Source organism: Kitasatospora sp. NPDC043950, from assembly GCF_056435345.1.
The window spans coordinates 34,051-50,622 of sequence record NZ_JBWKER010000043.1 but is presented as its reverse complement, the minus strand read 5'-3'; the positions used below and the strand labels follow the sequence as shown (position 1 = coordinate 50,622).

Genomic DNA, 16,572 nt, shown 5'->3' with positions numbered 1-16,572 from the left:
TGCCCACCATGCGACTCCCCCTCACCGCCCGCCACCTGTTCGACACCGGCTCCACCCCCGCCGACACCTACGCCACCCTCGCCCGCCGCACCCGCGAGCCCCTGCGATCAGCCCGCGCCGTCTGCACCGCCCTCGGCATCCCCGCCGCCGAAACCCAACGCCGCCTCGACGACTGCTACGACGCCCTCCTCGCCAACCCCCGCCCCGGCACAGAGAACGACACCGGCGAACTCCTCGAAGCCCTCGGCGTCTTCGACATCCCCAAAACCCCCGACGACCGCGACCTCGCCGTCATCGACCTCTTCCTCACCGCCATCGACGCCCACGGCAGCATCCGCGCCGGCCACCAACACGGCCTCACCCGCTGGTTCACCACCGGCAACCTCACCACCGCCTACCTCTCCCTCACCGCCACCCAACCCCACCCCACCACCGGCGACCCCACCCACTACTGGACCACCCTCACCACCGCCGGCGAACTCCTCACCACCACCCCCAACCCCGACCCCCGCCTTAAACCCGCCCTCACCCACTGCCGCACCCGCGCCAAGGCCGCCACGCCATGCTGACGCGCCGCCCCAACACCCTCGACCCGCCAGCGCGTTACAGGAGCATCGGGCGTCGAACAGGCCGATCTCCGCCGTCCGTCCCGGCGCGGCCCCGCAACACACCGGACACACCGGACACACCGACACACCGAAACGGAGACGCCAGATGGCACACACCCTCGCCCCGCCGTGGGGCACGACCAGGATGCGCCCCTTCCCGGAGACCACCACGGTCCCCTCGGGCACCCCCGTCATCGACCCCGACACGCAGATCGCCGTGATCGTGGACGGCAGCGGCCGCACGGTCGAGTTCGGCGCTCACGGCACCAGCACCAGCGGCCTCACGCCCACCACGACCAGGCCCGGTGACGGGGCCGGACCGGGCGGGTCCACCGACTCGGACACCACCGAGTCCTACGACCAGGACCAGAGCGCCGGCTGATGACCCACCAACGCGGGTCGGTGCTGGTGCTGACCAACCCTCACGACGTGACCACCGACGTGGTCCTGCGCATCCTCGCGCAGCGCCGCGTTCGCGTGCTTCGCCTCGACCCCGGCACCGACCTGCACACGGGTGCCTCGCTGACCGCCGCGTACCGCACGGGCGGCCGACGGGGCACCCTGCGCACCCCGAGCCGGGAACTCGACCTGACCCACGTGCGCTCGGTCTGGGTCCGACGTCCCTCCCCTTACGAGGGACCGCCCGAACTGCACGGCCAGGACCGGCGCTTCGCCGCCACGCAGTCCCTGTGGGGTGCCGGGGGCATCCTCGCCTCCCTTCCGGGGGCGCACTACGTCAACCACCCCTGGCACAATCGGGCCGCGGAGTACAAACCGGCGCAACTGGCCAGCGCGCAGCGGCTCGGGTTCACGCTCCCGGACACCCTGATCACGAACGACCCGGCGGAGGCGCGCGCCTTTGCTGCCCAGCACACCGGCGGGGTCGTCTACAAACCGCTGTGGAACACGTCGTACACCGTGAACGGAACGCCCCGGACGGTGTGGGTGCGGGAGGTGGAACCCCGCGAGATCACCGACGCGGTCGCCGTCTGCCCCCACCTGTTCCAGGCCACGGTGGTGAAGGCGTTCGACGCCCGGGTGACGGCCGTCGGCGACCGGCTGTTCGGGCTCCGGATCGCCAGCCCGGACCTCGACTGGCGGCGCCGGCAGAACCTGATGTCCTGCACGCCGGTCACGGTCCCCCCGCCCGTCGCGCGGTCCATCGCCGGCTACCTCGCCGACTTCCGCCTCGTGTACGGCGCATTCGACTTCGCCGTGACACCCGACGGCTCCTGGCAGTTCCTGGAGTGCAACCCGAACGGCCAATGGGCCTGGCAACCCGAGCAGGTGACGGACGCCATCGCCCAGGCCATCGCCAACCAGCTAGAGAAGGGACCCAACCCGTGAACCAGTCCACCGAGTTGCGCGCAGCCCTCGTCGACCGGCTCGCCTCGGACGGTGCGCTCACCGACCCGGCGTGGCGCGAGGCCGCCGAGGCCGTCCCGCGCGAGGCCTTCGCGGGCGCCTACTTCGAGGCCGTACCGGGCAGTTCACCGACCGGCTACCGGGCGGTGCTCGACACCTCGCCCGGGTGGCTCGCCGGGATCTACACCGACCGGACGTTGATCACCCAGCTGGACGGCCGGACCCGCCCCCGCGACGTCGACGGCGCCCCGGTCCCCGGCTCGCCCACCTCCTCGTCCACCCTCCCCTCCCTCGTCCTGCGCATGTGGCACCAGCTCGACACCAGGGCCGGGCACCGTGTCCTGGAGGTCGGCACCGGCACCGGCTATTCGACCGCCCTCGGCGCGCACCGCCTCGGGGACACCCACCTCACCAGCATCGAATACGACCCGGTGGTGGCCGAGGCCGCCGCATCCGCGCTCAAGGCCACCGGCTACGCCCCCCGGCTGATCGTCGGCGACGGCCTTCGGGGGGACCCCGACGGCGGCGACTACGACCGGCTCATCGCCACCTGCGCGGTCCGCTACCTCCCCCTGCCCTGGCTGCACCAGGTGAAGCCCGGCGGCAAGATCCTCGTCACGCTCTCCGGCTGGAGCTACGCCTCCGGCCTCGCCCTGCTCACCGTCACCGGCCCCGGCAGCGCCACCGGCCGGTTCCTGCCCGGCCACACCAGCTTCATGATCGCCCGCCCGCACGACCGGCCGCCCCGCCCGAGCCTGGCCCTGCTGCCCGGCGCCGAGCGGCCGACCCGCATCGACCCCGCGGTCATCGGCACCTGGACCGGCAGCTGGATCGCCCAACTCGCCGCCCCCTCCGCCGAACGCATGGGCGCGGACGGCCACCAGATCCTCTCCGACGTAGCCACCGGCTCCCAGGCCCGGACCACGCCGGACCCCGACGGCGGCGGATGGACCGTGATCCAACGCGGCCCACTGCCCCTCTGGGACCGGGTCGAACAGGCCGTCGAGACCTGGCGGGCAGCCGGCGAACCCCACCAGGAGGAGTTCGGCATCACCGTCTCCCCCTCCGGGCAGCGCGTCTGGATCGGCAGCGAGACCGGGCCGGGCTGGGACCTGCCGATCTGAACCCGGCCCCAGCAGCACGCTGACCAGCCCGCCACGCCGATCAGCCGGCGCCTGGCGGCCGACGGCGCCTCTACGATCCGAGGCACGTACCACCTGCGGCACGGATGCAGCAGTCCACTGCCGAAGTTGGCCGCTCCCGGAGACCAGCTGACTGTCCACCAGGAGCAGCCATGACCCTCACCGTGCCGTGGAACCCGACCGCGCTCGCCGAGTTGCGCGATTGCCTGGACCTGATGACCGCCGACACCACCGTCCCCGGCGGCGTCATCGCCCACGGCACCCACGACACCGAGCCCGGCTACCTGGCCTCCGGCGTCGTCGCCCCCGAGTGCGGCGACGCCCGACCGGGCCCGGACACGGTGTACGACGTGGCGTCGCTGACGAAGGTGCTGGCCACCTGGCCGCTGGGTTTCAGTGGCGGTCGCTGAGGCTGGTGACCAAGGCGGCCAGTCGGTCCATCGCGTGGGCCACACCGAGCCCGTCCATGTAGTCGCGGACGTGCACGATCCGGCCGTTGCGGACCCGGATCACCAGGAGGCCGGGAATGCTGAAGGCCTGGCCGGTCGTGGTCACGGTCCCGGTGACGACCTGCTCGACGGTGATCACCTCGGGGTCGGTGCTCTCGTGTACGGCGACTTCGCGGATCTCCTGCGGTTGCGCCGGGCTGGCGCCCCAGGCCGCCCGGTAGCCCGCGCGGACCGCTTCGCGTCCCTCGTAGCGCGCCGGCATACCGGGAGAGAGGAACGGGAACTCGTGGACGGCGTCGACCGTGTAGAGATCGGCCAGGTCGTCTGCGGACTTGTCGAGCATCGCCCGCTGGTAGCGGGCCAGGACCTCACGAGGGCCGGGGCCGGCGGAGGTTGTATCCGACATGGCGCTTGGGCTCCGTTCGGTCACCACGCGGCCGAGCTCTTTCGGGCGACGGGCCGGGACTTCGGGTGTGCGGATGTGGCCACGGCCTCCAAGATCCGCTTCTGAAGCCCGGCTTGGGGACCGCTTGATCGCACCCTACGTGAAGGTCGACAACGGGATCGGAGGAACATGATGGATGGGACGACCACCCCGGGCGGGCGCCGGGCGGGAACTCACTCGCGCGCGGGCATGTCGGGGTCTACTGGTGACCCAAGAACCTTTTTTCACCGATCAGTTGGGGGATCCCTGTGTTCCGCAGCAGCGAGCCGCGCAAGTTCCACATCCCCACCGACCGCGAGACCGCCGAGGAGTGGGGCGGGCGGATCGCCGTCCTGCGCGACGCGCCGCCCGAGTGGTTCGTCCTCCTCGGGCGGATGGGCAGCGACGGCTACCTCTGCCACGTCGATCTGAACTACCACCTGAAACGCGAGCTCATCGCGATCGTCCAGACCTCCCGGCCCGTCCCCGACGACTTCCGGGTGAAGTCCCTGACCACCCCCGGATCACAGCTCTTCAACTTCCTCGGCAACTCCGGCCGCATCGACCCGCGCCACCACCTGGGCCCGCTCGACCCCGAATCCATCAGCGCCGGCGAGATCCGCCTGGACGGCGAGCCCGTCCCCGTCGAGATCCACCACAGCCACGGCTGCCGCAGCGCCCTGATCCCCCGCCTCCCCGGTCAGGAGGGCTACGTGATCGTCACCGCACCCGACGAGCACTGGGCGTCCGTCCTCGATCTGCTCCTTCAGCCCCCGTCGGCGTTCTGACCCTGCCTCAACACATCACCCCAAGGTGGGGTTTGGCTCAATGAACCCCACCTTCCGTGCCGAGAAGCGAACGGGGTGGCGGCGCTGAGGGCTGCCACCCCGCCGACCTTTCGACACCCCAAGGGATTACGCGGGCGGGATCGGACCGAGGAAGGTGCCGCCGGAGGCGTCGATGGTCTGGCCGGTCACCCAGCGGCCCTGCGGGCCCGCCAGGAAGCCCACCACGTCCGCGACGTCCTCCGGCTGGCCGATCCGGCCGAGTGCGGTGATCGATTCGAGCCCGGCCATCGCCTCGGGGACGCCCGTCCACTGGGACGTCATGTCGGTGAGGATCACGCCGGGGTTGACGGTGTTCACGGTGATCCCGCGCCGGCCGAGCTCGTTGGCGAGCGGTGCGGCGAGGGCCACCAGCGCCGTCTTGCTGACGGTGTAGCCGATCTGCACCGGGGAGCCGATCCGGGTGGCCGCCGAGGCCACGTTGACGATCCGCCCGCCGTCCCGCAGCAGCGGAATCGCCCGCTGGATCACGAAGATCGGCGTGCGCACGTTGATCGCCATCAACCGGTCGAACTCCTCCTCCGTGAGCTGCCCGATCGACCCGGCCAGGTGGATGCCCGCGTTGTTGACCAGGATGTCCAGGCCTGCCCCGCCGTCCCCACCGGGCTCGCCGTGCTCCGCCAGCCCGGAGGCGAGGCCCTCGAACAGCTGGTCCAGCGCGCCGTTCTCGCCGAACCGGGCCCGCACCGCGAACGCCCGGCCGCCTGCCTTGGCGATCAGCTCCACGGTCTCCGCGGCGGCCGCCTCGTTGCCGCCGTAGTGGACCGCGACCAGCGCCCCGTCGGCGGCGAGCCGCTGTGCCACCGCCCGCCCGATCCCGCGCGAGCCGCCCGTCACCAGTGCCGTCCTGCCGTCCAGTTCGCCCACGATCGCCTCTTTCCTCGTGCCGCCCCCGGTCGGATCCGGGGCCGGTCTCCCGCCGTCACGACCCGATGCCGGACAACCCTTCATGTATGCCCGGGGCCGGATAGCTGATGCCACCCGCCCGCACGACCACCCGCACGACCACCCGCTCAGGCCCGGAACAACGGCTCGTACGCGCCGCCCTCCTCGGCGTTGAGCAGGACGTACGCGGGCCCGAGTCCGACCGCGACCTCCCGCAGCCGGGCCAACGCCGCTGCCACGCCCGGGACTTCGAGGCCGAGCGCGGCGGCGGCCGCGTCCCGCTCCGCGTACAGGCCGGGCTCGTCCTCCAGGTACTCCTCCGCGGCCTCCGCGCTCTCCTCCACCGTCAGCCGCGGGCAGTCCCGCCACCACGGCACGGCCAGCAGCAGCCGGACCAGCTCCGGCAGCCCGACGGCCAGCACCGCCGCGCCGCCCTCCGAGTCGGCGTACAGGACGGGACGCTCCTCGCCGCCCTCCCCGCACAGGAAGAAGGTGCCGCCCGCACCGTCCTTGGCCACCGGCTCCAGGGCCTCGCCGGAGGCGAGCACCACCTCCTCGACGTGCGGGTAGTGGTCGAGGCTGAGGTCGCCCGGCCAGGCCAGGTAGTCGAGGGCGGCGGGGTTGGCGCGGATCACGTCGAGCAGCGGGGTCGTCGGCATGGCGGCCAGCCTAGAACTCGGCGGTGACACTCACGACGGCGGCCGATCGGGGGTGTTCGCCAGCCCTCGTCTCCGACTCGCCCCGGGTGGGGAGTTGATCTCCACGGCGCAGCCGTTGTTGGGTGGCTCCTGTTGCTCTGACCCCCAGCGGCGAAGGAATGTGACACGGTGGACGAGAAATTACCTCCGGACGAGCGGGCCGCACTGTTCGAGGCGCAGCGGCCCCGGCTGCGGGCCGTGGCGTACCGGATGCTCGGCTCGGTGAGCGAGGCCGAGGAGGCCGTCCACGAGGCCTGGCTGCGCTACGACCGCACCGACGCCTCCGACGTGCAGAACCTCCCCGGCTGGCTGACCACGGTGGTCTCGCGGGTCTGCCTCAACCTGCTGCGCGGCCGGGAGCTGCGCCGCGAGGAGCCGCCGGAGGCCGAGGCGGGTGAGCCGGGCCCGACGCGCATCCCGGACCCGCTGCTGCGGCGCGAGGGGGTGGCCGACCCCGGGCAGGAGGTGCTGCTCGGGGACTCGGTGGGCCTGGCACTGATGGTGGTGCTGGAGTCGCTGGCCCCGGCCGAGCGGGTCGCCTTCGTGCTGCACGACCTGTTCGCGGTGCCGTTCGCCGAGATCGCCCCGCTGATCGAGCGGACGGCGGCCGCGACCCGCCAGCTGGCCGACCGGGCCCGCCGCCGGGTTCAGGACCAGGCGCCGGCGCCCGACCCGGACCCGGGCCGTCAGCGGGCCGCCGTGGACGGCTTCTTCGCGGCCGCCCGCGCCGGCGACCTGGGCGCGCTGGTGGCTGTGCTCGCCCCGGGCGTGGTGCTGCGCTCGGACGGCGGCGCGGTGCGGGCCGGGCACCCGGTGGTGCTGGCGGGCGCGACCGCCGTGGCCGACCAGCCGGTGCTGTGGGGCGGGCTGTCGCCGTTCGCCCGCCCGGCGCTGGTCAACGGCGCCGCGGGCGCGGTGGCGATCGGCGAGGGCGGGCGGCCGCTGTCGGTCATGGCGTTCACCGTGGTGGACGGCGCGATCGCGGCGATCGAGGTGCTCACCGATCCGGAGCGGCTGGCGGCGCTGGACCTCTCGGCGTTCCGCGGCTGAACGCGGCGGGCGACGGTCCGCGGCTGAACCTGGCGGGCGAGGTTCCGCGACTGAACGCGGCGGGCGAGAGGGAGGCCGACCGCCCTCTCACCCGCCCGCGCCGGTCGGCGCCGCGCGTCCCCGGGACGCGCCGTCACCAGCCCTGCGCGACGATCCAGTCGGCGAGGTGGCGGGCGCAGGCGTCGACCGACTCGCGCCAGGTGTGGCTCGCGCCCTCGCCGGCCTCGTCGCTGACGTGCTTGACCAGGCGCACCGGCACCCCGAAGCGGTGGGCGACGGCGGCGACGGCGTAGCCCTCCATGTCGACCAGGTCGGCGTGCTCGGCGAGCCGGTCGCGGGCCGCCGGGTCGGAGACGAAGAGGTCGCCGGTGGCCAGCACCGGCCCGTCGCCCTTGCCGACCACCAGCGGGGCGCCGTAACTGCGGCCGGTGAGCGCCAGCAGGGCCGGGGTGTCGAGGTCGTGCTGGATGACCTGGACGACGTGGTGGGTGCCCTCCCAGCCGGGGCGCAGCGCGCCGGCCGTGCCGAGGTTGATCACCTCGGACGGCTTCTCGCCCTGGGCGAGGACGGTGGCCAGCGCGGCGGTGGCGTTGATCTTCCCTATTCCGGTGAGCAGGACGGGCAGCCGGTCGTCGAGGTGGGCGGCTTCCTCGCGCACGGCGACGACGAGCAGCGGGCGGTCGGGCGTGATCGTTCCAAGCAGGCGCATGCCGCCCATCGTACGGAGGGTGCCCGCCGAAACCGGGTGCACCGACCGAGCCGGGGCCGGTGGCGTCACCGCGGGACCGCCCCCGCCGCCGGTCCTGGGGTCCGTCCTCGGCTCCCCGCGCGCCGACGCGGCAACCGGACCTCGCCGCTCCGGCCTGTCCGAGGAACCGCATAGGGTGCATCCCGCGTCGGACGGTTCACCGCCGGCCGCCGGGCGGCGGGGGCCCCGAAGGCGTGCGGGACCCATGCGCGGCACGCGCGGGGCAAGCTCAAGATCGGCGCAATTCGGGTGTGGCCACGGGGAGTCACGGCCATACTGCTGGCATCGGCCGGGCCCCGGACAGCGGGCCCGACCCCTGGGGAGGATGAGGCGGGTGGCAACACCAGTAGGTAACGGCGCACCGGGCGCCGTGGTCCCGGCACGGCCGAGCGGCCCGCCGGGCACGGCACCGGCCGTGCCGGGCGTCCGGGGCGTCCCGGTGTCCGGACCCGGCGCCGCGCCGGCCCGGCGGCCGTCGGCCGGGCCCGCGCCGCGCGGCCTGTCCGGCCTGCGGGCCCGGCTGGCGAACGCCACCCGGACGGCGCCGGGCCGGCTGCGACTGGCCGGGGCGGTGCTCGCGGTGCTGACCGTGGCCTTCGGCGCGCTGACCGCCTGGCAGTTGGAGACCAAGGCGGAGGCCGCCGACCGGGTGGTCCAGCACAGCCAGCCGCTGAGCAAGGACGCGGCCGACATCCACCGCCTACTGGCCCGCGCCGACACCACGGCGGCCACCGGCTTCCTGCTCGCCGGGACGGAGACGAAGACCGTGCGCGGCGACTACGAGGGCGATCTGGCCTCGGCCACCGACCTGATCACCAAGGCCGCCGCGCAGACCACCATCGGCTCCCCCGCGTACCAGAAGCTCACCGAGCTGAGCGAGCAACTCCCCGTCTACGCCGGCCTGGTGGAGACCGCGCGGGCGAACAACCGGCTGGGCCTGCCGCTCGGCGGCGCCTACCTGCGGTACGCCTCCGAGCAGATGCAGGGCACCCTGCTGCCGCGCGCCGCCGAGCTGACCGCCATCGAGAACGACGAGCTGGACAAGGACTACGCCGAGGCGAAGTCCAGCCCGTGGGCCGCGTACGGCCTGGGGGTGCTCACCCTCGGCGCGCTGGTCTGGGTGCAGCTGACGCTGTTCCGCCGCACCAACCGGGTGTTCAACCCCGGCCTGCTCGGGGCCACCGCCGCCGTCCTGGCCGGGGCGCTCTGGCTGGCCGTCACCGGCCTGACCACCAACGCCGCGCTCCAGCAGAGCTGGAAGCAGGGCGCGCAGCCGCTGCGGGCCCTCAACACCGCCCGGGTGCAGGTGCTTTCCGCCCGGCTGGCGGAGAACCTGAACCTCGTCGCCCGCGGCTCCACCACCGCGTACGCGGACCAGTGGACGACGATCACCCGGCAGCTCGCCGGGGGCGAGCCCGCGAACGTCCCGATGGAGCAGCACTCCGGCTCGCTGCGCCAGGCCCTCGACCTGGCCCCCGCGGACGCCCGGCAGCAGATCGGCGAGGCCGACCGGCAGTACGGGACGTGGCGCACCCGGCACGACGCGGCGCACACCCTGGAGACCCAGCAGGCCGACTACCAGGGCGCGTTGCAGGCGACCGTGACGGCGGACCCGGCCGCCGAGGCGAACACCGCGGACGGCGCCTTCAAGGCCACCGACAAGGCGCTCGACCAGGCCGCCACCACCGAGCAGGACCACTTCGAGCGCTCCGCCAAGGGCACCGAGGGCGACCTCCGGCTCGCCGCCCTCGCGGCCGCGCTGCTCGGCGTGGTGGCCGCAGCCGCCGCACTGCGCGGCCTGGGCCGCCGACTGGCCGAGTACCGGTAGAGGGGGGAACGGACACATGCGCAGGAGAACCGCAGGCACCAGGTCGGCCGCCGTGCTGGCGCTGCTGGCCGCCGGCGCGGCCGTGCTCGGCGGGGGCGGGCCGTCCGGCGCCGCGCCCGCGTCCGCCACGGGCGCACCGCAGGCCGTCCGGTCGACCGGGCAGGACCAGGCCGGGCAGGACCAGGCCGAGTCCTGCGACCTGACCAGCACCGTGCCGCCGAGCACCGTGGACGGCCCGGCGGTGAAGGCCATCAAGGCCAAGGGCACCCTGATCATCGGCGTGGACCAGAACAGCTACCGCTGGGGCGCCCGCAACCCGAACACCGGTGAGCTCGAAGGCTTCGACATCGACCTCGCGAGGGCGATCGGCGCGGCCGTCATGGGCGACCCGGCCAAGGTGGTGCTCAAGCCGGTGTCGACCGCCGGCCGGGTCGACGCCCTCACGGGCAACCAGGTCGACCTGATCGTCCGCACCATGACGATCAGCTGCGCCAACCTGAAGAAGGTCGCCTTCTCCCGGTCGTACTTCAACATCAAGCAGCGGGTCCTGGTGCCCCGGTCGTCCACGGCCAGGAACCTCGACGAGGCGATCAACGGCAGGACGGTCTGCGCCGCGGACGGCTCGGTGGCCAAGGACGTGCTGAACGCGAAGAAGAGCGCCAAGCAGCTCGTCCTGGTGACCAACCAGCTCGACTGCCTGGTCCGCATGCAGCTCGGCAAGGTCGACGCCACCATGACCGACGACGAACTGGCGGTCGGCCAGGCCGCGCAGGACCAGACGGTGAAGGTGGTGGACGGCTTCGAACAGCCGGAGACGATCGGTGTCGCGATGCGCCAGAACAGCACCGACCTCACCGCCCGGGTCAACCAGGTGATCTCCGACTACTACGCGGACAAGGACAAGGGCTGGCAGAAGTCGTTCGAGCAGTGGGTCCAGCCCTACCTGCCCGAGAACTCCAAGGACCCCGGCCTGTACTGGCCGGCCCGCTGACGCACCGGGCGGCGCACGGGCGTCAGCAGGCCGTTGACGCGGTCTTGACGCCCACCGCCCGCTCCGCCCGAACGGCCACCGGCTAGGGTTCGGGACGATCACCACGGGGAGACCGGTGGTGGGCACGGGGGATGTCGTGGGATCGCACGTCAGGTACGTCGGGATCGCACGCGAGGAAGGAAGGACACGGCGTTGGCGGCTTCGGCTGGCCCGGTACTGAGCCGGGAGGAGGTGGACCGCGCGCTGGCGCGCCTCGGCGCGGAGCGGGACGCGGTCGAGTCGGCGCTGCTCGCCCTCCAGGACCATCCGGGCCTGCGGCTGCTCGACGGCGCCGAACTGGCCGGGCGCACGCTGGAGCGCTGGTCCGTCGCCGGGAAGGGCCTGCCGCTGCTCTGGGCGCTGTTCGACCGCTACGCGGAGGCACTGGCCTCGGCGCGCGCGGTACGGGCCCGCAAGGCCAAGCCCGGCGCGCCCGAACTCGCCGAGCTGAGCGAACTGCTCACCGGCGACGCGGTGACCGTCCCCGGCGGCGCGCTGCCGGACGGCCCGCAGCTGCTCGGCGCGCCCGCCCGGCTGGTCGAGCGGATCAGCCTGGACACGCTGATGACCCGGATGAACTCCTGGTACGCCACCGTGCTGGAGGTGGTCAGCGCCGCCGACGCGGTCTGGTCGGCGCTGCCGGCCCGGATCGACCTGCTGCTGGCCGAACTCCACCGGGTGGGCAACCTCGCCGCCTCGCTCGGCGTGCGGGCCGGCGGCCACCCGCTCGCCGACGACCTGGCCGGGCTGGACGCCGACCTCACCGGGCTGCGCGCCGAGGTGCGCGAGGACCCGCTGGCGCTGTGGCGCCCGGCCCGGGTGCCCGCCCAGCGCGGCACCGTGCCGGAGGGCGGCGCCTTCGCCACCCCCGCCGGGGTGGTGGACACCGAGCGGTTCGACCGGGCCGGGCGGGCGCTGGACGGCGTCCGGCTGGAACTGGAGAACCTGCTGCGGCTGCGCGACGACGCCGAGGAGCGCCTCCAGGGCGTCGGCGACCTGCTCCAGCGGGCCGACGCCACCCTGGCCGAGGCCCGCCGGGCGCGCGGCGAGGTGCTGGCGAAGATAGCCTCCAGCGACGTCCCGGCGGTGCCCGGGCCTGCCTCGGCGCTGCGCGAACGGATCGTGACGGCACTGGAGTTGCGCCAGGGCGGCCAGTGGGGCCGGTTGGCGCCGCTGCTGGACACGCTGGAGGACGCCGCCGCCAAGGAGCTGGCCCGGGCCCGGCAGTCGCTCACCGAGGTGACCCAGCCGCTGGCCGTCCGAGCCGAACTGCGCGGCCGGCTGGACGCGTACAAGGCGATGGCCGCCCGGCTGCGGGTCTCCGAGGACCCGGAAGTGATCGAGCGGTACGAGAAGGCGCGCTGGCTGCTGTGGAGCGCGCCCTGCGACCTGCGGGCGGCGGCCGCCGCGGTGGCCCGCTTCCAGCAGTCGCTGCGGCCGGCGCAGGCCGAGGCCGCACAGGAGACGACCGGCCAGACGCCGGTCGACGGACAGGTCCAGGGGGGCTGAGGTTGATGGGCGGGACGTGCGTACGGCCGGAGTGCTCCGGCAACGGCAGGATCGACGCGGACGGCTACTGCGACGAGTGCGGGCTCGCCCCGGCCGCGGTGTCCTCCAAGGCTTCCGGGGCTTCCGGGGCCTCCAAGGCCACCGGGGCGCCGGCCGCCGGCCCCGGCGCGCCCTGCCCGAGGGACTGCTCCGGCACCATCGACGCCGACGGCTACTGCGACGAGTGCGGCCTCACCCCGCCCGGCGGCGACACCGGCGTCACCCAGCCCTACGTCCCGTCCTCCCGGCTCTCCACCGACTCGGCGCGCAGCGGCTCGATCCGCTCGACCCGCACCGGCTCGGCCCGCTCGATGTCCGGCCGCTCCCGCTCGCACCGCTCGACCCGCACCGGCAGCAGCCGCTCGGTCTCGGTGCGCAGCACCCGCGGCAGCGTCAGCGCGGGCACCCGCAACCGGCTGGGCGCCGGCCTGGTGACGGTGCCGACCGTCGAGACGGCCGATCCGTCGCTGGCGGTGCTGGAGAACCCGGAGGTCCCGGAGCGCAAGCGGTTCTGCTCCAAGTGCGAGACCCCGGTCGGCCGGGAGAAGAACGGCCGGCCGGGCCGCCCGGACGGCTTCTGCACCAAGTGCGGCACGCCGTACTCGTTCACGCCCAAACTGCGCCGCGGCGACCTGGTCGGCGGGCAGTACGAGGTGGTGGGCTGCCTGGCGCACGGCGGCCTCGGCTGGATCTACCTGGCGATCGACCGGCGGGTCAACGACAAGTGGGTGGTCCTGAAGGGCCTGCTGGACACCGGGGACGAGGACGCGCTCGCCGTGGCCGTCGCCGAGCGCCGCTTCCTGGCCGAGGTGGACCACCCGAACATCGTCCGGATCATCAACTTCGCCGAGCACCTGGACGTCGGCTCCGGCTCCACCGACGGCTACATCGTGATGGAGTACGTCGGCGGCAAGTCGCTCAAGGACATCGCCAACGACCGCCGCACCCCGGACGGCCGGCGCGAGCCGCTGCCCGTCGAGCAGGCGATCGCGTACGCGCTGGAGGCACTGCCCGCGCTCGGGTACCTGCACAGCCGGGGCCTGATCTACTGCGACTTCAAGATCGACAACGTGATCCAGAGCGGCGACACGCTCAAGATCATCGACATGGGCGCCGTCTGCCGCCTCGACCACGACGGCCCGATCTACGGCACCGTCGGCTACCAGGCCCCGGAGATCGCCACCCACGGCCCCTCCCCCGCCTCCGACCTCTACACCGTGGCCCGCACCCTCGCGGTGCTCACCTTCGACTTCCAGGGCTACAGCACCACCTACCGGGACACCCTGCCCGGCCCCGAGGACGTCGAGGTCTTCGCCCGCTACGAGTCGTACTACCGCTTCCTGGTCCGCGCCACCGACCCGGACCCGGCCCGCAGGTTCTCCTCCGCCGACGAGATGGCCGACCAGCTCACCGGCGTGCTGCGCGAGATCCTCGCCCTCCAGGACGGCCGGGCCCGGCCCGCCCTGTCCACCCTCTTCGGCCCCGAACTACGCGTCGTGGACACCGAGTTGGTCATGCCCACCGAGCAGCCCGGACAGCTCCTGGTGACCGCCCTCGACCCGGCCGCCGCCGCCCTCGCGCTGCCCGTCCCGCGCGTCGACCCCGGCGACCCCAACGCCGGCTTCCTCGCCACCCTGCTCGCCACCGACCCCGAGGAGGCGCTCGCCGCCCTGTCCGGCGCGCCCGCCCTCTCCATCGAACGGCGGCTGCGCGAACTGCGCGCCCACCTCGAACTCGGCCGCCGCGCCGCCGCCGAGGAGGCCCTCGACGCCCTGGAACGGGAGTACCCGGACGACTGGCGGGTCGTCTGGTACCGCGGCCTGGTCGCCCTGGTCGGCGCCGTGCACGGGCCGGACGGCCCGGACGGCCCTGGCAGCTCGATCGCCCTGGTCGGCGCCGTGCACGGGCCGGACGGCCCGGACGGCCCGGCTTCGCCCGACGAGGCCGGGCTGCGCGCCGCCGCCGAGGCCTTCGACGCGGTCTACGACGCCTTCCCCGGCGAGGCCGCCCCCAAGCTGGCCCTCGCCATCTGCGCCGAGCTCCTCGGCGACGGCGGCGACGCCGCCGAGTTCTACCGACTGGTCTGGACCACCGACCCGGCCTACCTCAGCGCCGCCTTCGGGCTCGCCCGGGTCCGGCTGGCCGAGGACGACCGGCCCGGTGCCGTCCGCGTCCTGGAGTCCGTCCCGGCCACCTCCAACCAGTACACCGCCGCCCGGATCGCGGCCGTCCGCGCCCGGCTGCGCGAACGGCCCGCCACCGACCCGCTCGCCGCCGACCTCGGCGCCAGCTCCGACCAGCTGACCGCGCTGCGCCTGGACGACCGCCGCCGCGAGGAACTGGCCGTCGAACTGCTCGGCGCCGCCCTCGGCTGGGTCACCGCGGGCTCGACCGGCGCCCAGCAGGGCGGCGGCACCACGGTGCTGGGACGACCTGCGGTGGAGCGGGAACTGCGCTTCGCCCTGGAACAGTCCTACCGGGTACTCGCCCGGTTGGCCGACCGGGCCGAGACCAGGATCGAGATGGTGGAGCGGGCCAACCGCGCCCGCCCCAGGACGTGGGTGTAGCCGATGCCGCAGCAGACCGTGTGCCCGAGCTGTTCCGAACCGCTGGAGCCGGAGGACGCCTACTGCGGCGCCTGCGGCGCCAGCCGGGACGGCCGGACCGCCCCGGGCGCGATGCCCGCGAACTGGGCCACCGGCCGGGCCGAGGGCGTCCCGCCCCAGCACGGGCCGGTCTGCGCGCACTGCGGGCTGCCGCAGGTCACCGCGGACGGCTACTGCGAGGCGTGCGGCGGCGCCCAGCCGCGCCCGCGCGACCACATGGAGAAGTCCCTCGCGGGCGTCGCCGGGGTCAGCGACCGCGGCGTGCGCCACCACCGCAACGAGGACTCCTTCACCATCGCCGCCACCTCGCTGCCCGGCGGCGAGCCGGTCGTGGTCGCCGTGGTCTGCGACGGCGTCTCCTCCTCCGACCGGCCTGACGAGGCCTCCGAGACCGCCGTCGACGCCGCCTCCGAGTCGCTGCTGAGCGCCCTGGAGGCGGGCCGCGAACCCACCGCCGCCATGCGCCAGGCCATCGCCGACGCCGCCGGGGCCGTCGCCGACCTCGCCCAGGCCGGCCCCGGGCCCGCCCGGCCCGACCTCAACGCGCCCGCCTGCACCTACGTCAGCGCCATAGCCTCCGGCGGCCGGATCACCATCGGCTGGGTCGGCGACACCCGCGCCTACTGGATCCCGGACGACCGCGCCGGCGCCGAGCCCTTCCGGCTCACCCAGGACGACTCCTGGGCGGCCCGGATGGTCGAGGCCGGGCTGATGAGCGAGGCCGAGGCGTACGCCGACCCGCGCGCCCACGCGATCACCGGGTGGCTCGGCGCCGACGCCGAGGAGGTCGTCCCGCACACCCTCGACTTCACGCCGCACGTCCCCGGGGTGCTGCTGATCTGCACCGACGGGCTGTGGAACTACGCCGAGGCCGCCACCGACCTGGCGTACTTCGTCCGGCCGGACGCCCGCACCGAACCGCTCGCGGCGGCACAGACCCTGGTGAAGTTCGCGATCGCCGCCGGCGGCCACGACAACATCACCGTCGCCGTCCTGCCGATCGACCCGCCGGCCGCGGGCGCCGCTGCCGGCGTCGGTGCCGATGTCGATGCCGAGGACCAGGGCGAGGACGAGGACGACCCCCGGACCGCCACCGCGCTCGACCTGCCGCTGATCACCGCGGCGGGTGCCAGGCGCGCCGCCGAGGAGGACGAGGACTACGAGCCGACCCTGCCGGACCTCCCGGTGATCGGCTCCCCCGCCGCCCCGCTGCCCCCCGCCGCCCCGCCGGCGCCCCCCGCACCGCCCACCGCTCCCGCCGCACCCACCGTCCCCCCGCAGCCGCCGCACCCGCCGACGGCCTGACCGGACGCCGCCCGCCCGGGGCCGACCCCGGCGGTCACCCG

At 74.3% G+C, this 16,572-nt stretch carries 16 protein-coding genes; 12 read left to right on the top strand and 4 right to left on the bottom strand.

All coding sequences use genetic code 11. The features are described from left to right. Positions 1-8: 8 nt before the first annotated feature. The 5 genes from AC07BF_RS26655 (at position 9) to AC07BF_RS26635 (ending at position 3,525) form a co-directional block, all read left to right on the top strand. Complete coding sequence (locus AC07BF_RS26655; protein ID WP_363588644.1) at positions 9-569, top strand: hypothetical protein; 561 nt, start codon at positions 9-11, stop codon at positions 567-569. Positions 570-714: 145 nt separating this feature from the next. Then, positions 715-990, top strand: coding sequence for a putative ATP-grasp-modified RiPP (tgmA, locus tag AC07BF_RS26650; protein ID WP_363588642.1), 276 nt, complete (start codon positions 715-717; stop codon positions 988-990). Beyond that, positions 990-1,955 carry an ATP-grasp ribosomal peptide maturase gene (tgmB, locus tag AC07BF_RS26645; RefSeq protein ID WP_363632537.1) on the top strand — a complete coding sequence of 322 codons (966 nt, stop codon included), beginning with the start codon at positions 990-992 and terminating at the stop codon, positions 1,953-1,955. Before tgmA ends, tgmB begins: the two co-directional genes overlap by 1 nt. Then, on the top strand, positions 1,952-3,097 hold the full coding sequence (tgmC, locus tag AC07BF_RS26640; RefSeq protein ID WP_363632536.1) for an ATP-grasp peptide maturase system methyltransferase: 1,146 nt from the start codon (positions 1,952-1,954) through the stop codon (positions 3,095-3,097). The genes tgmB and tgmC overlap by 4 nt, the downstream gene beginning before the upstream one ends. 170 nt (positions 3,098-3,267) lie before the next feature. After that, a complete protein-coding gene (locus AC07BF_RS26635; RefSeq protein ID WP_363588636.1) occupies positions 3,268-3,525 on the top strand; it encodes a hypothetical protein in 258 nt (85 codons plus the stop codon). On the opposite strand, the gene AC07BF_RS26630 is transcribed toward AC07BF_RS26635, so the two are convergent. Beyond that, positions 3,509-3,970 (bottom strand): nuclear transport factor 2 family protein, encoded by a 462-nt coding sequence (locus tag AC07BF_RS26630; protein WP_478334011.1) that lies wholly within the window; start codon positions 3,968-3,970, stop codon positions 3,509-3,511. The two genes, AC07BF_RS26635 and AC07BF_RS26630, sit on opposite strands and share 17 nt — an antisense overlap. A 287-nt stretch (positions 3,971-4,257) precedes the next feature. On the opposite strand from AC07BF_RS26630, the gene AC07BF_RS26625 reads away from it, so the two are divergent. Beyond that, a complete protein-coding gene (locus AC07BF_RS26625) occupies positions 4,258-4,776 on the top strand; it encodes a hypothetical protein (protein WP_478334010.1) in 519 nt (172 codons plus the stop codon). Between the two features lie 126 nt (positions 4,777-4,902). On the opposite strand, the gene AC07BF_RS26620 is transcribed toward AC07BF_RS26625, so the two are convergent. Both AC07BF_RS26620 and AC07BF_RS26615 read right to left on the bottom strand, forming a co-directional pair. Next, entirely contained in the window at positions 4,903-5,700 is a 798-nt protein-coding gene (locus tag AC07BF_RS26620; protein ID WP_371519123.1) for an SDR family oxidoreductase, read from the bottom strand. 146 nt (positions 5,701-5,846) lie between these two features. After that, a complete protein-coding gene (locus AC07BF_RS26615) occupies positions 5,847-6,377 on the bottom strand; it encodes a hypothetical protein (protein ID WP_363588629.1) in 531 nt (176 codons plus the stop codon). Between the two features lie 168 nt (positions 6,378-6,545). On the opposite strand from AC07BF_RS26615, the gene AC07BF_RS26610 reads away from it, so the two are divergent. Next, positions 6,546-7,466, top strand: a complete 921-nt coding sequence (locus AC07BF_RS26610) for a sigma-70 family RNA polymerase sigma factor (protein WP_478334009.1) — start codon at positions 6,546-6,548, stop codon at positions 7,464-7,466. Between the two features lie 133 nt (positions 7,467-7,599). On the opposite strand, the gene AC07BF_RS26605 is transcribed toward AC07BF_RS26610, so the two are convergent. Then, positions 7,600-8,175 carry a nucleosidase gene (locus AC07BF_RS26605; RefSeq protein ID WP_371519119.1) on the bottom strand — a complete coding sequence of 192 codons (576 nt, stop codon included), beginning with the start codon at positions 8,173-8,175 and terminating at the stop codon, positions 7,600-7,602. A gap of 373 nt (positions 8,176-8,548) precedes the next feature. Here AC07BF_RS26605 and AC07BF_RS26600 point away from each other — a divergent pair, with 373 nt between their 5' ends. From AC07BF_RS26600 to AC07BF_RS26580, 5 genes are all read left to right on the top strand, one after another. Continuing rightward, a complete protein-coding gene (locus AC07BF_RS26600; protein ID WP_478334008.1) occupies positions 8,549-10,042 on the top strand; it encodes a hypothetical protein in 1,494 nt (497 codons plus the stop codon). Positions 10,043-10,058: 16 nt separating this feature from the next. Next, positions 10,059-11,033 (top strand): transporter substrate-binding domain-containing protein, encoded by a 975-nt coding sequence (locus AC07BF_RS26595; RefSeq protein WP_478334007.1) that lies wholly within the window; start codon positions 10,059-10,061, stop codon positions 11,031-11,033. A gap of 192 nt (positions 11,034-11,225) precedes the next feature. Then, positions 11,226-12,581 (top strand): hypothetical protein, encoded by a 1,356-nt coding sequence (locus AC07BF_RS26590; RefSeq protein WP_371519113.1) that lies wholly within the window; start codon positions 11,226-11,228, stop codon positions 12,579-12,581. A gap of 5 nt (positions 12,582-12,586) precedes the next feature. Beyond that, on the top strand, positions 12,587-15,187 hold the full coding sequence (locus AC07BF_RS26585; RefSeq protein WP_478334006.1) for a serine/threonine-protein kinase: 2,601 nt from the start codon (positions 12,587-12,589) through the stop codon (positions 15,185-15,187). Between the two features lie 3 nt (positions 15,188-15,190). Then, on the top strand, positions 15,191-16,531 hold the full coding sequence (locus AC07BF_RS26580) for a protein phosphatase 2C domain-containing protein (protein ID WP_363588620.1): 1,341 nt from the start codon (positions 15,191-15,193) through the stop codon (positions 16,529-16,531). The last annotated feature ends 41 nt before the right edge of the window (positions 16,532-16,572 follow it).

What these genes read in the sequence shown, in the direction of transcription:
- tgmA (WP_363588642.1), top strand. Translation starts at nt 715, where the DNA reads ATGGCACACACCCTCGCCCCGCCGTGGGGCACGACCAGGATGCGCCCC.
- AC07BF_RS26630 (WP_478334011.1), bottom strand. Translation starts at nt 3,970, where the DNA reads ATGTCGGATACAACCTCCGCCGGCCCCGGCCCTCGTGAGGTCCTGGCC.
- AC07BF_RS26585 (WP_478334006.1), top strand. Translation starts at nt 12,587, where the DNA reads ATGGGCGGGACGTGCGTACGGCCGGAGTGCTCCGGCAACGGCAGGATC.
- AC07BF_RS26595 (WP_478334007.1), top strand. Translation starts at nt 10,059, where the DNA reads ATGCGCAGGAGAACCGCAGGCACCAGGTCGGCCGCCGTGCTGGCGCTG.
- AC07BF_RS26580 (WP_363588620.1), top strand. Translation starts at nt 15,191, where the DNA reads ATGCCGCAGCAGACCGTGTGCCCGAGCTGTTCCGAACCGCTGGAGCCG.
- AC07BF_RS26635 (WP_363588636.1), top strand. Translation starts at nt 3,268, where the DNA reads ATGACCCTCACCGTGCCGTGGAACCCGACCGCGCTCGCCGAGTTGCGC.
- tgmB (WP_363632537.1), top strand. Translation starts at nt 990, where the DNA reads ATGACCCACCAACGCGGGTCGGTGCTGGTGCTGACCAACCCTCACGAC.
- AC07BF_RS26605 (WP_371519119.1), bottom strand. Translation starts at nt 8,175, where the DNA reads ATGCGCCTGCTTGGAACGATCACGCCCGACCGCCCGCTGCTCGTCGTC.
- AC07BF_RS26655 (WP_363588644.1), top strand. Translation starts at nt 9, where the DNA reads ATGCGACTCCCCCTCACCGCCCGCCACCTGTTCGACACCGGCTCCACC.
- AC07BF_RS26615 (WP_363588629.1), bottom strand. Translation starts at nt 6,377, where the DNA reads ATGCCGACGACCCCGCTGCTCGACGTGATCCGCGCCAACCCCGCCGCC.